Origin of the sequence: Streptomyces sp. NBC_00287 (assembly GCF_036173105.1) — a bacterium.
Classification (GTDB): domain Bacteria; phylum Actinomycetota; class Actinomycetes; order Streptomycetales; family Streptomycetaceae; genus Streptomyces.
Genome location: NZ_CP108053.1, coordinates 1,639,006 through 1,656,482, shown reverse-complemented (window position 1 = coordinate 1,656,482; position 17,477 = coordinate 1,639,006). Strand labels below are relative to the sequence as shown.

Sequence of the window (17,477 nt, the reverse complement as noted above, 5' to 3'; positions counted from 1 at the left end):
CATGACGTCGTGATTCACGGACGCGATGGCTGGGCAGGTGTTGCCGCACCGCGCGGGCCGTGATGCGGTCCGCATGGGCCACCGACGAGAGGCAGAGGAAGATGGCTTACAGCAAGCAGGAAACGGCGGGCGCCCCGACGTGTTGTCACGCGGCCAGGTAGAGCACGTCCCCGGTTGCGTCGACGCTTGATGTGAGGCTGTTTCCCATGTTCGATCCGGTCATAGCGCCCAGCGGTACGCTGCTCGGCCTGCTCCAGAGGGGCCGCGGCGACGGCACGCTGCACGCGCTCACCGCACCGCGCGCCGAAGCGCTCGCGGCACTGAACCACTGCGTGCTCAGCGACCCCCGCCACGACTGGCAGGTGGAGAACCGCTCCCTGTACTACGCCCGGCTCTTCCTCGACCTGAACGGCGAGCTGGACGAGATCGAGGCCCATCTCTTCGATGTCGAGGACGTCTTCGACACCGAGGAGTCACGCACCGGCCTCACCCTGGCCGTCCTCGGCCACCTCGCCTCCTACGGCAGGCGGGACGCGCTCGCCCTGCTGCGCAGGTACGCCGCCACGGGCGCCAACTGGGCCTGGGCCCTGGACGAGCTGGCGCTGCGCGACGACGACGCAGGACTGCGCGCCCTCGCCGCGCCCGTCCTGGCGCGCTTTTCCACCGACGCCGAGGGCGAGGCCGAGCTGGCCGCCGCCGTACGCGACGCTTTTGAGCCACGGCCCTGGCGGCTGTGGGCGGAGGATTCGCGCGAATCGGTCGCCACGCGTGTGCGTGCCGCTCACGAGGCCGGCTGTTTCGACCGCTGGCAGCGGCAGATGCGCCCCACCGGGCCCCGCCCGGGGTGGAGTGTGCGGGCCGTCTTCGAGTGGGCACAACAGGGTGTCGACCGCGGCGCCGCGCTCCATGTGCCGGCCGCCCGGTGTCTCACCGCCGTGGCGGGCCCCGAGGACCGGCCCGAGATCGTGCAGGCCGCCAAGGACGGCACCGAGGGCGCCCGCTGCACCGCCCTGCGCTACCTCGCCGACAGTAACGACCGGGACGCCCTCGACCTGATCGAGGCGGCCGTGACGGCAGGGCCGCCGCCCGTCGTGGAGGCCGCCGTCGACGCCTTCGAACGGATGCGCAGTGTCGCCGCCGTCGACCGGGCCCGCGGCTGGGCCCGGCGGCCCGATCCGCTGGGCGCCTCAGCCGGACGCATGCTCGCCTGCCGCGGCGGGGCCCAGGACAGCGACCTGGTCCTCGCGGCGCTGCGGGAGGCCGTCCGGGGCGAGGGGCCCGACGCACCGACCCTGTGGACCCTCGTGGACGGCACCGGACGGCTCGGCATCGCCTGCGCGGCCCCCGTCCTGCGCCATATCTACCGAGAGACCGCCTCCTCCCATCTCCGCGGCCGCACCGCACGTGCCCTGGCCGCGACCGATCCCTCCTTCCCCGCCGGATTCGCCGTCGAATGCCTCTGGGACTGCGAGGAGACCACCCGCGAGATCGCCGCCCGGCATGCCGAGACCGGTGACAACCGCGTCGTGGAGCGACTGCGCCGACTCGCCGCCGACCCGGCGGAGGAGGCCGAGGTCCAGACAGCCGTTCGTAGCCGGATCGGGCCCGACACGCCCGCAGGGTGAACGAGAGGTGACCCGCGGGTCAGGCGGGCATGGACACGGCCTGACCTGCTCGGGTGTGCAGCGCAACGCTCATGGGACGTTCCCTGTTCGGAAAGATCCACGTTGACGCGGCCACGTCCAGCACGGCGACAACACCGGTATGCGTGTCGTCATCGTGACCGAATCCTTTCCCCCCGATGTGAACGGCGTGGCCCACTGCGCGCTCCAGACCGCCCGACACCTCGTCGATCGCGGTCACGCCCCCGTCGTCGTTGCCCCGGCCCCCGCTCCCGGGAGCAAGCTCGGCGCTCTCGCGCCCTGCCCCGTCGTCCATGTCCCCTCCCTACCGCTCCCCGGCTACCCCCAGGTGCGCGTCGCCCTCCCCAGCAGGCGCCTTGCCTCGACGCTGATCGAGCACAACGCCGATATGGTCCACCTGGCCAGCCCCTTCATCATCGGCGTCCGCGGCATGGCCGCCGCCGCCCGGCTCGGCATCCCCGCCGTCGCCGTCTACCAGACCGACCTGGCCGGATACGCCCGTACCTACGTGGGCGCCGGCGAGGCCGCGGCCTGGCGCCGCATCCGCTCCGTCCACTCCGCCGCCGACCTCACCCTCGCCCCGTCCAGCCCGTCCCTGCACGACCTGGAGGCCCATGGCGTGCCCCGGGTCAAGCTGTGGCCGCGCGGTGTGGACACCGTCCGCTTCCGCCCCGACCTCCGGGACGACGCACTGCGCCGGGAACTCGCCCCGAACGGCGAGCTGATCGTCGGCTACGTCGGCCGGCTCGCCCCCGAGAAGCACATCGAACTGCTGGCCGGCGCCTGCCGCCTGGACGGCGTCAAGGTCGTCATCGTGGGCGACGGACCGAGCCGCCCCAACCTGGAGCAGGCCCTGCCCGGCGCGGTCTTCCTGGGCCGCCGCACCGGCGACGACCTCGCCCGGATCTTCGCCTCGCTGGACGTCTTCGCGCACACCGGCCCCTTCGAGACCTTCTGCCAGACCGTGCAGGAGGCCATGGCCAGCGGTGTGCCCGTCGTCGCGCCCGCCGCCGGCGGCCCGCTCGACCTGGTCGCCCACCGGCACACCGGGCTGCTCTTCCCGCCCGGTGACGCGAACGCCGTACGCGAGGCGGTGCGGGCACTCCAGGCCGACCCCGCCATGCGTACGGCCTACGGCACCGCCGCGCGCGCGATGGTCGAGGGGCGCACCTGGGCGGCCGTCGGCGACCAGCTCATCGGCCACTACGCCGATGTGCTGGCCGGCCGCAGGGCGAAGGTGGCGGCGGCGTGAACGAGTCACTGCGTATCGTCCGGCTCGCGAACTTCGTCGCGCCCGCCTCCGGCGGACTGCGCACGGCGCTGCGTGAGCTCGGCAAGGGCTTCAAGGCGGCCGGGCACGAGCCGGTGCTCATCGTGCCCGGCGAGCGCCACACCGACCAGGAGACCGAGCAGGGCCGGGTCATCACCCTGCCCGGGCCGCTGCTGCCCGGCACCGGCGGCTACCGCGTCCTGACCGACAAGCGGCGCGTGGCCGCACTTCTGGAGGAGCTCGGTCCGGACCGCCTGGAGGTCTCCGACCGTACGACGCTCAGGTGGACCGGGAAGTGGGCGCGACGCGCGCGCGTGCCCGCCGTGATGGTCTCCCACGAGACCGCTGACGGCGTCCTGCGCACCTGGGGAGTGCCCGAGGGCGCCGCCCGCCGCGCCGCCGACGCCCTCAACGTCCGTACGGCCCACACCTACTCGCGCGTGGTGTGCACCACGGAGTTCGCCGAGCGGGAGTTCATACGGATCGGCGCCCGCAACGTCGTACGCGCTCCGCTCGGCGTCGACCTGGTGCAGCGGCACCCCGCCATGCGCGACGCGGGGCTGCGCGCCCGGCACGCGCGCCTGGACGAGGCGCTGCTCGTCACCTGCACCCGTCTCTCGGTGGAGAAGCGGCCCCAGACCGCGCTGGACGCGCTGGAGGCGCTGCTCGGCCGTGGGCGACGGGCGGTGCTGGTGGTGGCCGGTGACGGGCCGCTGCGGCCGCGTCTCGAACAGCGGGCGCGGGAGCGCGGGCTGCCGGTGACCTTCCTCGGACATGTCTCCGACCGGGCCATGCTCGGGGCGCTCCAGGCATCGGCGGACGTGTGCATGGCGCCGGGGCCCGCGGAGACCTTCGGCCTCGCCGCCCTGGAGGCGATGGCGTGCGGTACGCCCGTGGCGGTCAGCACGTCGTCCGCGCTGCCGGAGGTGATCGGCTCCGCCGGGGCCGTCGCCGCGGACCACGGGGAGGCATTCGCCGACGCCGTGGAGAAGCTCCTCGCCCGTCCCGAGGCCGAGCGGCGCGAGGCGGCACGCGCGCGTGCCGAGCTTTTCGGCTGGGACACCGCGGTCACCGCATTCCTCACCGCGCACGACGTGCCCGTCCCCGGGCGAGCCCGGGTGCCGGAGGGCGTGGCATGAGACCGCTGCGCTTCGCCGCCCTCGGGGATTCACTGACCGAGGGCGTGGGTGATCCCGTCGGGGACGGGTGGCGCGGCTGGGCCGCGCTGCTCGCCGGCGGGCTCGCCGAACAGCCCGTGGACTTCACCAACCTCGCCGTCAGCGGGGCGCAGACAGGGGACGTACTGGAACGACAACTGCCCGACGCGCTGGCGCTGCGGCCGGACGTGGTGTCCGTCGTCGTCGGCGTGAACGACACGCTGCGCTGCACCTTCGACATCCAGGCCGTGGCGGCGCGGTTGGACAAGGTGTACGCCGCTCTCACCGCTCAGGGGGCGGTCGTGCTGACCGCCTGTCTGCCGGATCCGGGGGCGATGCTCGGTCTTCCGGGGGCGCTGGCGCGTCCGCTGGCCCGGCGCCAGCGGGCGGTCAACACGGTGGTGCACGCGCTGTCCGAGCGGTACGACGCGGTGCATCTGCATGCGGCCGAGGGTGCCTGGATCACCGACCGTGGGATGTGGAGCGCGGATCGGCTGCATCCGGGGGAGCGGGGGCATCGGCAACTGGCGGTGCGGTTCCATGCGTTGCTGGCGGAGGGCGGGCTGGCTACTGGTGTCGCGCCCGCGCCCGAGCCCGAGTTTCCGGCTCCCACCAAGTCGGCGAGTCTGTGGTGGCTGGCCACCGCGGGGACGGGGTGGGTGGTCCGGCGGTGCACTGATCTGTTGCCTCAGCTTCTGACGCTGGCCATGGATGAGATGCGGCACCGCGCGCGTGGGACGAGCGCGCGGCTGGATCTGCGGACGGCGCATGCGGTGTCGGCGGCGCTGGCTGCGTTGTCCGTTGCGGAGCAGCAGCCGGATGCGGCGTAGTCGGTTGTCTGCGGGTTCGTGGGGGCTGGACGCGCAGTTCCCCGCGCCCCGTACCGGGGTCACCGTGCCCGTACGGTTATGAAGCGGACCTGGGTTCCTGGCACCGCCTGGGCCACCGCCGGTAGGTCCTGGGCCTGGACCACCGCGATCACCGGGTAGCCCCCGGTGGTCGGGTGGTCCGCCAGGAACACCACCGGTCTGCCGTCCGGGGGGACCTGAATCGCGCCCAGCACCATGCCCTCGCTGGGGAGTTCGCCGGTGATCGCTCGCTCCAGCGCGGGGCCCTCGGTGCGCAGGCCGATGCGGTTGCTCGCGGGGGACACGCGGTAGGTGCGGGAGGTGAAGATTCGTACGGCCTCCGCTGTGAACCAGTCGTCACGGGGGCCCAGGGTCACATGGAGGACCAGTTCGTCGGGCGGGGCGGGTTGGGGGGCCACGTCCACACGCGCGTGGAGGTTGATCGGGTGTCCCAGGGGCAGAACCGTGCCGTCCGTCAGGGGTGGGGGGCCGAGGCCCGACAGCAGGTCTGTGGCACGGCTGCCGAGGATCGGGTCCACGGTGATGCCGCCGGAGACGGCCACATAGCTGCGGACGCCTGCGACTGCGGGGCCGATGTCCAGTACGGCCCCGGCGGGGACGCGCACCGGGGCGCCCCAGGCCACCGGGCGGCCGTCGACCGTGACCGCACAGGGGGCTCCGCCGACTGCCGCCGTGACCGTCGAACGCGGGCGTACGGCAACGCCGTTGAGCGTGGTCTCCAGGACCGCCGCCTCGGGCGGGTTGCCCACCAGGCGGTTGACCAGGGCCGCCGCGGGCGCGTCGAGCGCACCGGAGCGGGGCACGCCGAGGTGGGCGTGGCCGGGGCGGCCGGTGTCCTGGACGGTGGTGAGGGCCCCCGCGCGGACGACGGCCAGGGCGCGGTCCGTCATGGGCGCCCCTTCGTGATGAAGCGCACGCGCGTGCCCGGTGCCAGCAGCGCGGCCGGCACGCGCGCGTGGTCCCACAGCACCGCGTCCGTGGTGCCGATCAGCTGCCAGCCGCCCGGTGACGAGCGGGGGTAGACACCCGTGTACGGGCCGGCGAGGGCGACCGACCCTGCCGGGACGGCCGTGCGCGGGGTGTCCCGGCGCGGTACGTCGTAGCGCGGCGGCAGACCGGTGAGGTAGCCGAAGCCTGGGGCGAATCCGCAGAAGGCGACGGTGAATTCCGTGTCCGCGTGGATGCGGGCCACCTCCTCCGCGGACACCCCCCAGTGCGCGGCGACGTCCGCCAGGTCCGGGCCGTCGTAACGCACCGGGACTTCGACGACCTCACGCGCGCGCGGAGGCGCGTCCGGCACCTCGGCGGCGGTGAGTTCGGACGCCAGCCGGGCCGGGTCCGCGACACCGTCGAGCAGGACCGTTCGGGCGGCCGGGACGATTTCGCGGACGGACAGTGAGCCCTCCGCGCGGCGGCGCAGCAGCTCCGCGTGGAGCGCCCGGGCCTGCTCGCCCGAGGACACCTCGACGAGGAGGGCGTCACCGCCGACGCGCAGCGCCCTCATGCGAAGGCCTCCACCCGGACCCCCGAGCGCCGGAGCTGCTCGCGGACCCGGCGGGCGAGGTCCACCGCGCCGGGTGTGTCGCCGTGCAGGCACAGAGAGCGGGCGCGCACCTGGATGCGGGCCCCGGAGTGGGCCTCGACCTCGCCGAAGCGGGCCATGGCGACGGAGCGGGCCACGACGGCGTCCGGGTCGGTGACGACGGCGCGCGCCTGGTCGCGCGGGACGAGGGTGCCGTCGTCGGTGTAGGCGCGGTCCGCGAACGCCTCCGTGACCGTCGGCAGCCCCGCCTTGGCGGCCAGCTCCAGCAGTCGGGAGCCGGGCAGCCCGAGCACGGGGAGCGTGGCGTCGGCGAGGAGCACTCCGTCGACGACCGCGCCCGCCTGCTCCTCGTCGTGCACCGCGCGGTTGTAGAGCGCGCCGTGCGGCTTGACGTACGACACGCGCGTGCCGGCCGCGCGGGCGAAGACCTCCAGCGCGCCGATCTGGTACGCCACCTCGGCCGTGAGCTCCGCGGACGGCACGTCCATCGCGCGGCGCCCGAAACCCGCCAGGTCCCGGTAGGAGACCTGGGCCCCGATCCGTACCCCGCGCGCGGCCGCGAGGTCGCACACCCGCCGCATGGTGGCCGCGTCCCCGGCGTGGAACCCGCAGGCCACATTGGCGCTGGTGACGACGGACAGCAGGCTCTCGTCGTCGGTGAGGCGCCAGCGGCCGAAGCCCTCGCCGAGGTCGGCGTTCAGATCGATCGGGGTCATGGGTCTCCTGTCAGGCGGCGGTCAGTACGCGGTACTGCTCGTCGCGGGCGTCGGTGAGGAACATCTGGCCCGGCGCGTGGGTGAGGGCGAACGGCGGGCGGGACGCCGTCACGGCCGCCTGCGGGGTAACACCGCAGGCCCAGAACACCGGGATGTCGTCGGGCGCGATCTCCACCGGGTCCCCGAAGTCGGGGCGCCCGAGGTCGTCGATGCCGAGCACCGAGGGATCGCCGCAGTGCACAGGGCTGCCGTGCACCGCCGGGAGCAGACTGCTCTCCCGGATCGCCGCCGCCAGATGCTCCGGCGGCACCGGGCGCATCGACACCACCATGGGGCCGTGCAGCCGCCCCGCGGAGCGGCACTGACGGTCCGTCACATACATCGGGACGTTCCGGCCCTGCTCGATATGGCGGATCGGGACACCCGCCTCGGTCAGCGCCCACTCGAAGGTGAAGCTGCACCCGATCAGGAACGACACCAGATCGTCCCGCCAGTACGCGTGCACATCCGTTGGCTCGGCCACCAACTCGCCGTCCTGCCATACCCGGTAGCGCGGCAGATCGGTGCGCAGATCGGCGCCCTCGGCGAGGACGGTGGTGTGCGATCCGGCGTCCGTGACGTCGAGCACGGGACACGGCTTGGGGTTGCGCTGGCAGAACAGCAGCATGTCGTACGCCCAATCGGCGGGCACCGAGATCAGATTGACCTGGGTGTGCCCCGCGGAGACTCCGGCGGTGGGGCCCGTGAGCCCCGCGCGGAAGCGGGTGCGGGCGTCCGCCGGCCGCCACGCGTGCGCGTGCTCGTCGACGAGAACCAAGGGGTGGTCGCCCGTGCGGTTCACACGAGCTCCTTCCCGCGCGTCTCCGGCAGCCCGAACAGCGCCAGCGCGGCCAGGCCGTAGCCGATCGCACCGAAGACCAGCGCGCCGCCCACGCCCCAGCTGTCGGCCAGGAAGCCGACCGTCGTCGGGAAGACGGCGCCCACCGCTCGGCCCGTGTTGTACGTGAAGCCCTGTCCGGTGCCGCGTACCGCCGTCGGATAGAGCTCGCTCAGGAAGGACCCGAAGCCGCTGAAGATCGCCGACATGCAGAACCCGAGCGGGAAGCCCAGCACCAGCAGCAGGGTGTTGGCGCCGCTCGGGATGTTCGCGTACGCCAGGATGCAGACCGCCGACAGCACGGCGAACAGCCAGATGTTGCGGCGGCGGCCCAGCCGGTCGGTGAGATAGCCGCCGGTCAGATAGCCGAGGAAGGCGCCCGAGATCAGGAAGGTCAGATAGCCGCCCGTGCCGACGACCGAGAGGTCGCGCTCGGTCTTCAGGTACGTCGGCACCCATGTGGCCAGGGTGTAGTACCCGCCTTGGACTCCGGTGGAGAGCAGCACGGCGAACACCGTCGTGCGCAGCAGGCCCGGTTTGAAGATGGCCGTGAACGAGCCCTTCTCGGCGCTGTGCTCGCGTACGGCCACCGCCTGGGGCGCGTCGTGCACGCGGCGGCGCATCCAGACCACGAGCAGCGCGGGCAGCGCGCCGGTCCAGAACATCACGCGCCAGGCCAGGTCGTCGTCGAGCAGCGAGAACACCAGCGTGTACATGATCGCGGCCAGCGCCCAGCCCACGGCCCAGGAACTCTGGATCGCGCCGAGGGTGCGGCCCCGGTGCTTGGCGCTCGCGTACTCGGCGACCAGGATCGCGCCGACCGCCCACTCGCCGCCGAAGCCGAGGCCCTGGAGGGCGCGGAAGACCAGCAGGGTCTCGTAGTTGGGCGCGAAGCCGCAGGCGACGGTGAAGACCGCGTACGTGATGACGGTGATCATCAGCGCCTTGACCCGGCCGATCCGGTCCGCGACCACGCCCGCGAGGGCGCCGCCGACCGCGGAGACCACGAGCGTGACGGTGGTGAACAGGCCCGTCTGGCCGCTGTCCAGGCCGAAGTACGCGGCCAGCGCCACCATGCTCAGCGGCAGCGTGAAGTAGTCGTAGGAGTCCAGGGCATAGCCGCCGAAGGCGCCGCCGAAGGCGCGGCGGCCCCGCGGGCCCAGGGCGCGCAGCCAGCCCAACGCGCCTTCGTCGTCGGCTTGTTGGGCAGTGGTGGGACGGGCGTCGGCGGTGGGTGGGGTCGTGCTCATGTGCACCTCGCAGAGGGAGGACGAAGGGTGCTGGGGACTGAGCCGTGCCGTGCGTAGCAAGGTAGAGGATCGTTGAACGATCCCTCAATACCCACGTTGTTTCGTTCTTGTATCTGCGATTGAATTCCGGGCATGGCAGAGCAGCTGACGGGTCTGGCCGACGACCGTGCCCTCCTGGGCCGCACCAGCACCGCCGAGCGGGTCTCGGACATCCTCAGGACCCGGATCGCCGAGGGGTACTTCCCGCCCGGCACGCGTCTGTCGGAGGACAGCATCGGAGGCGCCCTCGGCGTCTCCCGCAACACGCTGCGCGAGGCGTTCCGCCTGCTCACCCACGAGCGCCTGCTGGTCCACGAGCTGAACCGGGGCGTCTTCGTCCGGGTCCTGACCGTCGAGGACGTCGAGGACATCTACCGCACCCGGAGCCTCGTCGAGTGCGCCGTCGTCCGAGGGCTCGGGGAGCCGCCGTACGCCCTGGACGATCTCGACGAAGCCGTCGGCGAGGGGCAGCGGGCGGCGCGCGAAGGTGACTGGAACGGAGTGGGTACGGCCAATATCCACTTCCACCGGGAGCTGGTGGCCCTGGCGGGCAGCGACCGCACCGACGAGCTGATGCGCAGCGTCTTCGCCGAACTGCGCCTCGCCTTCCATGTGGTGGACGATCCGCGGCGGCTGCACGAGCCGTATCTGGTCCGGAACCTGGAGATCCTCCAGGCTCTCCAGGGCGGGGACCGGGACAAGGCGGAGCGGTTGCTCGCGGTGTATCTCGACGACTCGCTGCGGCGGGTGGTGGAGGTCTACCGGCGCCGGGTGGGGGAGGACGGAGCCGGGCTCGGCTGAGGTCTCACGCGGTCTGTCGTGCGGTTGCGACGGCCGTCGCTTCTGAGTCGTTTGGGTCGTTGTCAGACCTAGGACCTAGTCTGTGCACCGTGACTTCGCCTGCATCGACGGACAGCGTTCCGCCCCAGCTCAGCGCGGGGCCGCGCCCCGCGTTGGGCCCGGCCGCCGACGAGGGCCTGGCGCGGCGTCTGCGCGCGCTCGCCTGCACCGCTCCGCTGCACGACCTGGACGCGCGCAAGGCCAATCTGGCCGGCGAGTACTCGGTGTACGGCATGGCGGAGGTGGCGCTCGCCGCCATCGATCTGGTCACCCTGAACATGGACTTCGACACGGGCGCAGACCACGACCAGATAGTCGCCCGGCTCATCCCGCGCATCGCCGCCCAGGCCCCGCGGCGGCCCGTCGCCGAGCACGAGCGCGTGGCCCGCTGGGTGCTGGAGAACCTGATCAACGTCGGCAGCGTCGACCGGGGATTCCGTGCCGTTTACGGGACTTTCGCCCCTGATGGCAGCTATGTCCGCCGCGACTACGACTTCAAGCTGATCGAGGAGGTACCGGGCCCCGGCGGCACGGTGTACCTCCGCACGACGGACGAAGCGGTCAATGTCCTCGTCGGTGCGCTGGACACCGATGTCACCAGCGCCCAGATCGCCGCCGAGGTCAAGCTGGAGGTGCTGATCAGCCGGGGCCGCCTCGCCGACGCGCAGCTCGCCGCCGAGCAGGCCCGCTACCGGACCGTGCAGTACTCGGAGACCCTGCGCAGGGCCCTGGACGCGACCCGGCGCAACGTCCGCGCGGTGGACTGGCTCCAGACGGTGCCCGACATGATCGCCGAGGCACTGGACCACGTGGCCGACCGGTACCGCCACGAGAACGCGATCCTGACCAACATCCGCAAGGCACGCGACGAGTCCGAGGACCCCGAGCACAAGCGCCGCGCCGCCGAGCTCGTCGACATCGTCAAGGACTGCATCCGACGGCACACCCAGTTGCAGTCGCGACTGCTGGAGGCCGGTCCGCTGTTCCGCGCGGAACAGGACCGACAGGCCTTCGCCACGCCGATGACGACGTCGGGCATAGACCTCTACGGCCATCTCGTCGCGCCCGTGCTGCCGCTGCCCGTCGAGCAGGCGGTCCGGGTCACGGACGCGTTCTTCGGGCGCGGGACGGGGTTGCGTACGCCGGTGTCCGTGCGGGTCGGGGACCTGGTCGACATACTGCTGACGCCGCCCGTGGAGCGCGAGCATCTCGGGGCGGAGATGCCCGAGCCGGATCTGATCGCCACGCCGGACGACAGCCGGTTCAGCGAGGAGCAGCTCGCCGCAGCGATGGAACTGCTGGATCTGCCGGCGGACGCGCCAAGACGGCTCTCCGGTTTGCTCGCGCAGGCACGGCGGTCGGATCCCGATCTACCCTATCTGGTGGCCCTGTTGGCCGTCCACGCGGCCAGTCCGGCCGTCGGAACCGCCTATCGGCAGGGCGAGCAGAAGCTGTTGTTCGCCGTGGACGACGGGACCGAGCTGGATGATCCGGAGTTCGGCGGGGCGGATCTGATCGTCGGTACGGCCCTGCTGGACGCCGCGGGGATGGCGGCGGACAGGACGGAAGCAGCATGAGTCGAGTGACAGCACAGCAAGGAGCCCAACCGTGACCGAGCACGTCGAGTGGAGTGAGCCGGAGGCCGCTGCCCCCTCCGCGAGTGCCGCCGTCACGCCCGCCGACGCCGCCGACGCCGCACGGCTCGTCGCCTTCGGGCTCCAGCCGAAGCTTCAGCCCGCGCGGGACCAGGAGTACACCGAGCTGCTGCGGCGCTACCGGGAGGACCCGCCCTTCGCACGGCTCGCGGACGCCGTCGCCGCCGGGCTCGGGCTCGTGGTGCTGGAGGTGTCCCCGCGCGCGGGCATGGCCGTCACCGCCGCCGAGGACTCGGTGTTCGCCGTCCGCATGGGCGACTACGCCCGGCGGACCTCCGCCGACTCCGGCGACCGCTTCCTGCACGGCCTCGCCCACCTCGCCGTCGCCGCCCTGGCGTTCCCACGGCCCGAGGACCTCGCCGACGACGGCTACATCGGGCGCGTCTCCGTCAACGGCGTCGACGCCTTCGTACGGCAGGCCTGTCGGCGCCTTGAGGAGCGGGCCGAGGAGCAGGGCGAGAACACCGACCCGGCCAGCGACGCACCCGGTCTGGAGGCCGCCTGGCGGATCTGGGCCAGACGCACCGCCACCGGCGCCACCAAGGACGCCCGCAGACTCGCCGGGTCCACCACCGGCATCGTCGGCAAGGCCGTCGCCTTCCTCACCGACTCCGGGTTCCTCCAGCGCACGGGTGACGACAACGGCGGTACGTACCGCACGACGGCCCGCTACCAGCTCCAGGTGCGCGACATGGCGGGCAGCGCCGCGATGGCCGAGCTGCTGGAGCTGGGCGTCGTCCCGGTGACCGACGGCACGGCGACGCTGCTGCCGCCCGAGGAGAGCGACGACCTGGACCTGGTGGCCGACGCCGGACTGCCGTTCCACGCGCCCGCCCAGTCCTGAACTTCCCCGATCTGCCGAAGACTTACGAGAGTCCGCCATGTACGAGCTGTCCCGGGTCCGCCTCTACTCCATCGGTCCCGCCGGTGCGCGCTACGCCGACACCGTGCTTGACCTGCGGGGCGTGGGCGAGCCCGTGCCCGATCCCGCGCCCGCCCAGGCGGAGTTCTTCGAGGAGGAGCCCGTCGGCCCGCCGCGCCGGCCCGCGCCCGCCGGAGTGCTGTTCCTGGAGAACGGCGGCGGCAAGTCGGTGCTGCTCAAGCTGATCTTCTCGGTGATGCTGCCGGGCCACCGGAACACGCTCGGTGGCGCCAGCTCCGGTGTGCTGCGCAAGTTCCTGCTCGCCGACGACTGCGGACATGTCGCCCTGGAGTGGCAGCACACGCTGACCGGCGAGTGCGTCGTGGTCGGCAAGGTGAGCGAGTGGCGCGGGCGGCAGGTCTCCAACGACCCGCGGAAGTTCGCCGAGGCCTGGTACTCCTTCCGGCCCGGGCCCGGGCTCTCGCTGGACAACCTGCCGGTGGCCGAGTCCACGACCGTACGGCCGCCCGTCGAGGGCGCGTCCGGCGCGCAGGGCCGCCGCCGCACCATGAAGGGCTTCCGGGACGCCCTCACCGAGGCGGGCAAGGCCTACCCGCACCTGGAGGTGCACTGGGAGGACATCCACGACCGGTGGATCGAGCACCTCGGCGACCTCGGTCTGGACCCAGAGCTCTTCCGCTACCAGCGGGAGATGAACGCCGACGAGGGTGAGGCCGCCGGCCTGTTCGCGGTGAAGAAGGACTCCGACTTCACCGACCTGCTGCTGCGCGCGGTCACCGACACCCGGGACACCGACGGGCTCGCCGACCTGGTCAGCGGGTTCGGTAACAAGCTCGGTCGGCGCGCCGAGCTGATCGCCGAGCGGGACTTCACCGCCGGGTCCGTCGATCTGCTCGGGCGGATCGTGGAGGCGGCCGAGGCGCGCTCGCGCGCGCGGGACATCCACGCCGGGGCCGAGCGGCGGACCCGGACCCTGGCGCGGCGGCTGTCCGCGCGCGGGGTCCAGGAGCGGGTGCGCGCCGAGGACCTCGCTCAGCGGGTGACCGCGGCCGCGTACGCGGTTACGCACGCCGAGGCGGGGCGGGAGCGCAGTGCGTCGATCGCGGCCGAACTCGCCTACCGGCACGCCTCGCTGGCCCTCGCCGCGGCCGAGAAGTCGGCGGCCGCGCAGAAGCGCGAGCTCGCCGAGGCGCGCACGCTGCACTCCGCCTGGCAGGCCGCCGAGGCCGTACTGCGGCACCGTGCCGCCGCCGACCGGGTCGCGCGCGTGGCCGCCGCGATCCAGGAGGCCGAGCGGGACGCGGCCCCCGCCCTCGCCGCCCGCGCGAAGGCCGCCGTCGATCTCGTACGGGCGCTGCACGCGGCCGCGGAGAGCGCCGAGGCCCTCGCCAACGAGGGGGAGGAGCGGTCCGCCGCGCTCCAGGAGGTCGGCGAGGCCGCCCACCGGGACTCCACCTCCGCCGCCACCGAGGCACAGCGCGCCCGCAGCGAGATCGGTCACCTCAAGCAGCGGCTGGCCGAGGTCGAGCAGGAGACCGCCGAGGCCGTGCGCGCCGGCTGGCTCGACGACAGCGCCCCCGACGCCGACCCGGCCCGCGCGGCCCTCGCCGCGAGCGACGCCGAGAAAAGCGCCGTCGCCGCCTGGGACATCGCGCGGGAGGCCTCCCGGCGGGCGTCGGAGCACGCGCGCGAGGCGGCCTCGGCTGAGTCCCGCGCGGAACTCACCGCGGCCCGCGCGGCCGACGCCGCGACCGCCACCGAGCGTGCCTATGAGGCCGAGCGCCGTCTCGCCGAGGGGCTGGCGGGAGAAGGGCGGCTGGCCGAGCTGCTGAGCCTGCCGGGCGCCCCTGGCGGGGAGCGGGCGGGCCTGCCCGGGCCCCGAGCCGGGAGGGACGCCGTGTCCGGGGCGCCGGCGGGCAGCAATGGCCCGCACGCCGACGCCGACACAGCCTCGCGCGGCCGTACGACCGGCTCCGGAGGACCCGTCGCCGCCCGGGCCCCACGCCTCGCCCCTGACGGCACGCTCACACCCGAGGAACTCGACCGCTTCGCCGACGAGCTGCGGGAACTTCTCGACGACACCGTCTCCTCCGCCGAGCGGCAGCTCTTCGAGCTGCGGACGGCCGCGGCCGACGACTCCCGGATCCTCGGCGCCCTCGGCGACGGCGGACTGCTGCCGCCGGGACCGGACGTGCTGGCCACCGTGGAGTTCCTCGGCGAGCACGGCATCCCCGCGCTGCCCGGCTGGCGCTACCTCGCCCAGGCCGTCGACCCCGCCGACCACGCGCGCGTGCTGGCCGCCCGGCCCGAACTCGTCGACGGCGTCATCATCACCGACCCCGACACACACGCGCGTGCCCGCGAGGCGCTGAGCGACGCGGCACTGCTGCCCCGGTCCGCCGTGGCCGTCGGCACGGCAGCCGCCCTGCTCGCCCCGACGCCGGGCACCGATGCGCCGAACGGCGACGTCTTCCTCGTACCGCCGAACCCCGCCATGCACGACGAGCACGCCGCCGACGAAGAGCGGCAGGCGCTGCGCGCGCGGGCGACCGAGCGGGACGAGGAGATCCGCACCCTCGCCGCCCGGCTCGGCAAGGACCGGGAGCTGGCCGCGCGGCTCGCCTCCTGGCGCACCGGCTGCCCGGCCGGACGCCTGGTGGAGCTGGCCGAGGCCGCCCGGGAGGCGCGCGCCTTCGCCGAGGAGTCCGAGGCCGAGCTCGCCGAGGCGCGGACGGTGCGTGCCGAGGCCGACGAGGCCGCGGCCGAGGCCGCCCAGGTGCGCGACGAGCGGCAGGAGGGGGCGCAGAAGGCCCGGCGGGCCGCCGACGCCCTCGCCGGACTCGCCTTCCGGCTGCGCGAGCGGGCCGGCTGGCAGGCCAAGCTGCGCGAACTCGCCGACGAGGCCACCGAGTCGGAGGCCCGCGCCCAGGTCTGCCTCGAGCGCGCCCGCGCCGCCGACGAGGACCGGCGCGCCGCCCAGCGCGGAGCCGACGACGCCCGCCGCACCGCGCGCGCCCTGCGCGCCGAGCGCGCCGAGATCGCCGGCGCCCCCGACGACGTACCGGAGACCGACGCGGACGACCCGAAGACGTCGCTGCCCGCCCTGCGCGAGGCCTATCGGGCCGCCTCGCAGGTCTACGAGAAGGTCGGCGTCGGTGCCGATCTACGGGCCGAGCAGGCGCGGGCGGAGAGCGACGAGAGCGCGGCGCGCGCGGAGCTGGACCGGCTGAGCAACAAGGTCCGTACGCGCGCGGAGCAGATGCTTCAGTCGCCCGACGGCTCCGACGGGCCGTCCCGGCAGGCCGCCGTCGCCCGCGCGGAGGAGCACGTTCAGCTCCTGGAGACCCGGATGTCGACCGCGAGCGAGCAGCTCGGGCGGCTGCGCGGCGAGGCCGAGCGGCTCGCGCCCGAGGACGGCGAGGCGCACACCGAGCTGGCCGAGGAACTCCAGCCGCGCGACGCCGAGCACGCCCAGGCGCTGCTGCGCACGGCCACCGCCGAACTCGCCTCGCGCACCGAGGCGTTGGGGCAGGCCAGGGAGGCGCACGCCGAGCTGCTGGAGGCCCACCGCGCCGCCGAGGACGCGGCCGGCGGCTTCGACGAGATCGCCGCGATGCTCCGCGACCTGCTGCGCGAGCACACCGTCGAGGAGGACCAGGAGGAGCCCGAGCCGTACCCCGGCAGCCTGGACGAGGCCCGGCACTCCGCCGCCGAGGCCCGCCGGTCTCTGCGCGGCTGCGCCGCCGACCTGTCCGCCGCCGAGGCCGCCGTACGCGAGGCGAGCGATGTGCTCGTGCGGCATGCCAACTCCACGCGGTACGAGCAGGTGCGCACCCCCGCGCGGCAGCAGATCCGTGAACTGCCCGCCGCCGCGCTGCCCGAGCACGCGCAGAAGTGGGCGGACGCCTTCGCGCCCCGACTGCGGGTCCTCACCGACGAGTTGGAGCAGTTGGAGCGCAACCGCGACTCGATCGTGGACCGGCTGCGGGGGCTGGTGGAGTCGGCGCTGGCGACGCTGAGGTCCGCGCAGCGGCTGTCGCGGCTGCCCGAGGGGCTGGGCGAGTGGTCCGGGCAGGAGTTCCTGCGCATCCGCTTCGAAGAGCCCGACCAGGCCACGCTCACCGAGCGGCTCGGTGAGGTCATCGACGAGGCCACGCGCGCGGCGGTGAAGAAGAACTCCGACATGCGGCGGGACGGAATGTCCCTGCTGCTGCGGGGCGTCGGCGCCGCGCTCCAGCCCAAGGGCATCGCCGTCGAGATCCTCAAGCCGGACGCGGTACTGCGCGCGGAGCGCGTGCCCGTCGGGCAGATGGGTGACGTGTTCTCCGGCGGGCAGCTCCTTACGGCGGCCATCGCGCTGTACTGCACGATGGCGGCCCTGCGCTCGAACGACCGGGGCCGGGACAAGCACCGCCACGCCGGCACGCTGTTCCTGGACAACCCCATCGGCCGCGCCAACGCGACCTACCTGCTGGAGCTCCAGCGCGCGGTGTCCGACGCCCTCGGTGTCCAGCTCCTGTACACCACCGGCCTGTTCGACACCACCGCGCTCGCCGAGTTCCCGCTGGTCATCCGGTTGCGCAACGACGCCGACCTGAGAGCGGGCCTGAAGTACATCAGCGTGGAGGAACACCTCCGCCCGGGACTGCCCCAGCAGGCCCAGGCGGAGGAGGCGCACAGTGAGATCACGGCGACTCGGATGTTCAAGCGGCCGCCGGCCCAGCAGGCTTAAGGG

At 73.6% G+C, this 17,477-nt stretch carries 13 protein-coding genes; 8 read left to right on the top strand and 5 right to left on the bottom strand.

Going from position 1 to position 17,477, the window contains the following annotated elements:
- Positions 1–206 precede the first annotated feature (206 nt).
- The 4 genes from OHT76_RS07480 (at position 207) to OHT76_RS07465 (ending at position 4,900) form a co-directional block, all read left to right on the top strand.
- Complete coding sequence (locus tag OHT76_RS07480) at positions 207–1,625, top strand: HEAT repeat domain-containing protein (protein WP_328869957.1); 1,419 nt, start codon at positions 207–209, stop codon at positions 1,623–1,625.
- 139 nt (positions 1,626–1,764) lie between these two features.
- A complete protein-coding gene (locus OHT76_RS07475) occupies positions 1,765–2,895 on the top strand; it encodes a glycosyltransferase family 4 protein (protein ID WP_328869956.1) in 1,131 nt (376 codons plus the stop codon).
- Positions 2,892–4,052, top strand: coding sequence for a glycosyltransferase (locus OHT76_RS07470; protein ID WP_328869955.1), 1,161 nt, complete (start codon positions 2,892–2,894; stop codon positions 4,050–4,052). Before OHT76_RS07475 ends, OHT76_RS07470 begins: the two co-directional genes overlap by 4 nt.
- Positions 4,049–4,900, top strand: coding sequence for an SGNH/GDSL hydrolase family protein (locus OHT76_RS07465; RefSeq protein WP_328869954.1), 852 nt, complete (start codon positions 4,049–4,051; stop codon positions 4,898–4,900). Before OHT76_RS07470 ends, OHT76_RS07465 begins: the two co-directional genes overlap by 4 nt.
- A 59-nt stretch (positions 4,901–4,959) precedes the next feature.
- Here OHT76_RS07465 and OHT76_RS07460 read toward each other — a convergent pair whose 3' ends face one another.
- From OHT76_RS07460 to OHT76_RS07440, 5 genes are read right to left on the bottom strand one after another with little or no spacing between them, the layout of a single operon-like run.
- Positions 4,960–5,829 (bottom strand): biotin-dependent carboxyltransferase family protein, encoded by an 870-nt coding sequence (locus OHT76_RS07460; protein WP_328869953.1) that lies wholly within the window; start codon positions 5,827–5,829, stop codon positions 4,960–4,962.
- Complete coding sequence (gene pxpB, locus OHT76_RS07455; RefSeq protein WP_328869952.1) at positions 5,826–6,443, bottom strand: 5-oxoprolinase subunit PxpB; 618 nt, start codon at positions 6,441–6,443, stop codon at positions 5,826–5,828. The genes OHT76_RS07460 and pxpB overlap by 4 nt, the downstream gene beginning before the upstream one ends.
- Positions 6,440–7,198 (bottom strand): LamB/YcsF family protein, encoded by a 759-nt coding sequence (locus OHT76_RS07450; protein WP_328869951.1) that lies wholly within the window; start codon positions 7,196–7,198, stop codon positions 6,440–6,442. The genes pxpB and OHT76_RS07450 overlap by 4 nt, the downstream gene beginning before the upstream one ends.
- A 10-nt stretch (positions 7,199–7,208) precedes the next feature.
- Positions 7,209–8,039, bottom strand: coding sequence for a putative hydro-lyase (locus OHT76_RS07445; protein WP_328869950.1), 831 nt, complete (start codon positions 8,037–8,039; stop codon positions 7,209–7,211).
- A complete protein-coding gene (locus OHT76_RS07440) occupies positions 8,036–9,325 on the bottom strand; it encodes an MFS transporter (protein WP_328869949.1) in 1,290 nt (429 codons plus the stop codon). Before OHT76_RS07440 ends, OHT76_RS07445 begins: the two co-directional genes overlap by 4 nt.
- 132 nt (positions 9,326–9,457) lie before the next feature.
- Between OHT76_RS07440 and OHT76_RS07435 the strand changes: the two genes are divergently transcribed.
- The 4 genes from OHT76_RS07435 to OHT76_RS07420 all read left to right on the top strand — a co-directional run bounded on the left by OHT76_RS07435 (position 9,458) and on the right by OHT76_RS07420 (position 17,474).
- Positions 9,458–10,165 carry a GntR family transcriptional regulator gene (locus OHT76_RS07435; protein ID WP_328869948.1) on the top strand — a complete coding sequence of 236 codons (708 nt, stop codon included), beginning with the start codon at positions 9,458–9,460 and terminating at the stop codon, positions 10,163–10,165.
- Between the two features lie 89 nt (positions 10,166–10,254).
- Entirely contained in the window at positions 10,255–11,781 is a 1,527-nt protein-coding gene (locus OHT76_RS07430) for a hypothetical protein (RefSeq protein ID WP_328869947.1), read from the top strand.
- Positions 11,782–11,812: 31 nt separating this feature from the next.
- Positions 11,813–12,703, top strand: coding sequence for a hypothetical protein (locus OHT76_RS07425; RefSeq protein WP_328869946.1), 891 nt, complete (start codon positions 11,813–11,815; stop codon positions 12,701–12,703).
- Positions 12,704–12,740: 37 nt separating this feature from the next.
- On the top strand, positions 12,741–17,474 hold the full coding sequence (locus OHT76_RS07420) for a hypothetical protein (RefSeq protein ID WP_328869945.1): 4,734 nt from the start codon (positions 12,741–12,743) through the stop codon (positions 17,472–17,474).
- Positions 17,475–17,477: the final 3 nt, after the last annotated feature.

Excerpts from the sequence above, each read along its gene's own strand:
- pxpB (WP_328869952.1), bottom strand. The coding sequence starts at position 6,443 with ATGAGGGCGCTGCGCGTCGGCGGTGACGCCCTCCTCGTCGAGGTGTCC.
- OHT76_RS07480 (WP_328869957.1), top strand. The coding sequence starts at position 207 with ATGTTCGATCCGGTCATAGCGCCCAGCGGTACGCTGCTCGGCCTGCTC.
- OHT76_RS07460 (WP_328869953.1), bottom strand. The coding sequence starts at position 5,829 with ATGACGGACCGCGCCCTGGCCGTCGTCCGCGCGGGGGCCCTCACCACC.
- OHT76_RS07420 (WP_328869945.1), top strand. The coding sequence starts at position 12,741 with ATGTACGAGCTGTCCCGGGTCCGCCTCTACTCCATCGGTCCCGCCGGT.
- OHT76_RS07440 (WP_328869949.1), bottom strand. The coding sequence starts at position 9,325 with ATGAGCACGACCCCACCCACCGCCGACGCCCGTCCCACCACTGCCCAA.
- OHT76_RS07465 (WP_328869954.1), top strand. The coding sequence starts at position 4,049 with ATGAGACCGCTGCGCTTCGCCGCCCTCGGGGATTCACTGACCGAGGGC.
- OHT76_RS07475 (WP_328869956.1), top strand. The coding sequence starts at position 1,765 with ATGCGTGTCGTCATCGTGACCGAATCCTTTCCCCCCGATGTGAACGGC.
- OHT76_RS07450 (WP_328869951.1), bottom strand. The coding sequence starts at position 7,198 with ATGACCCCGATCGATCTGAACGCCGACCTCGGCGAGGGCTTCGGCCGC.
- OHT76_RS07435 (WP_328869948.1), top strand. The coding sequence starts at position 9,458 with ATGGCAGAGCAGCTGACGGGTCTGGCCGACGACCGTGCCCTCCTGGGC.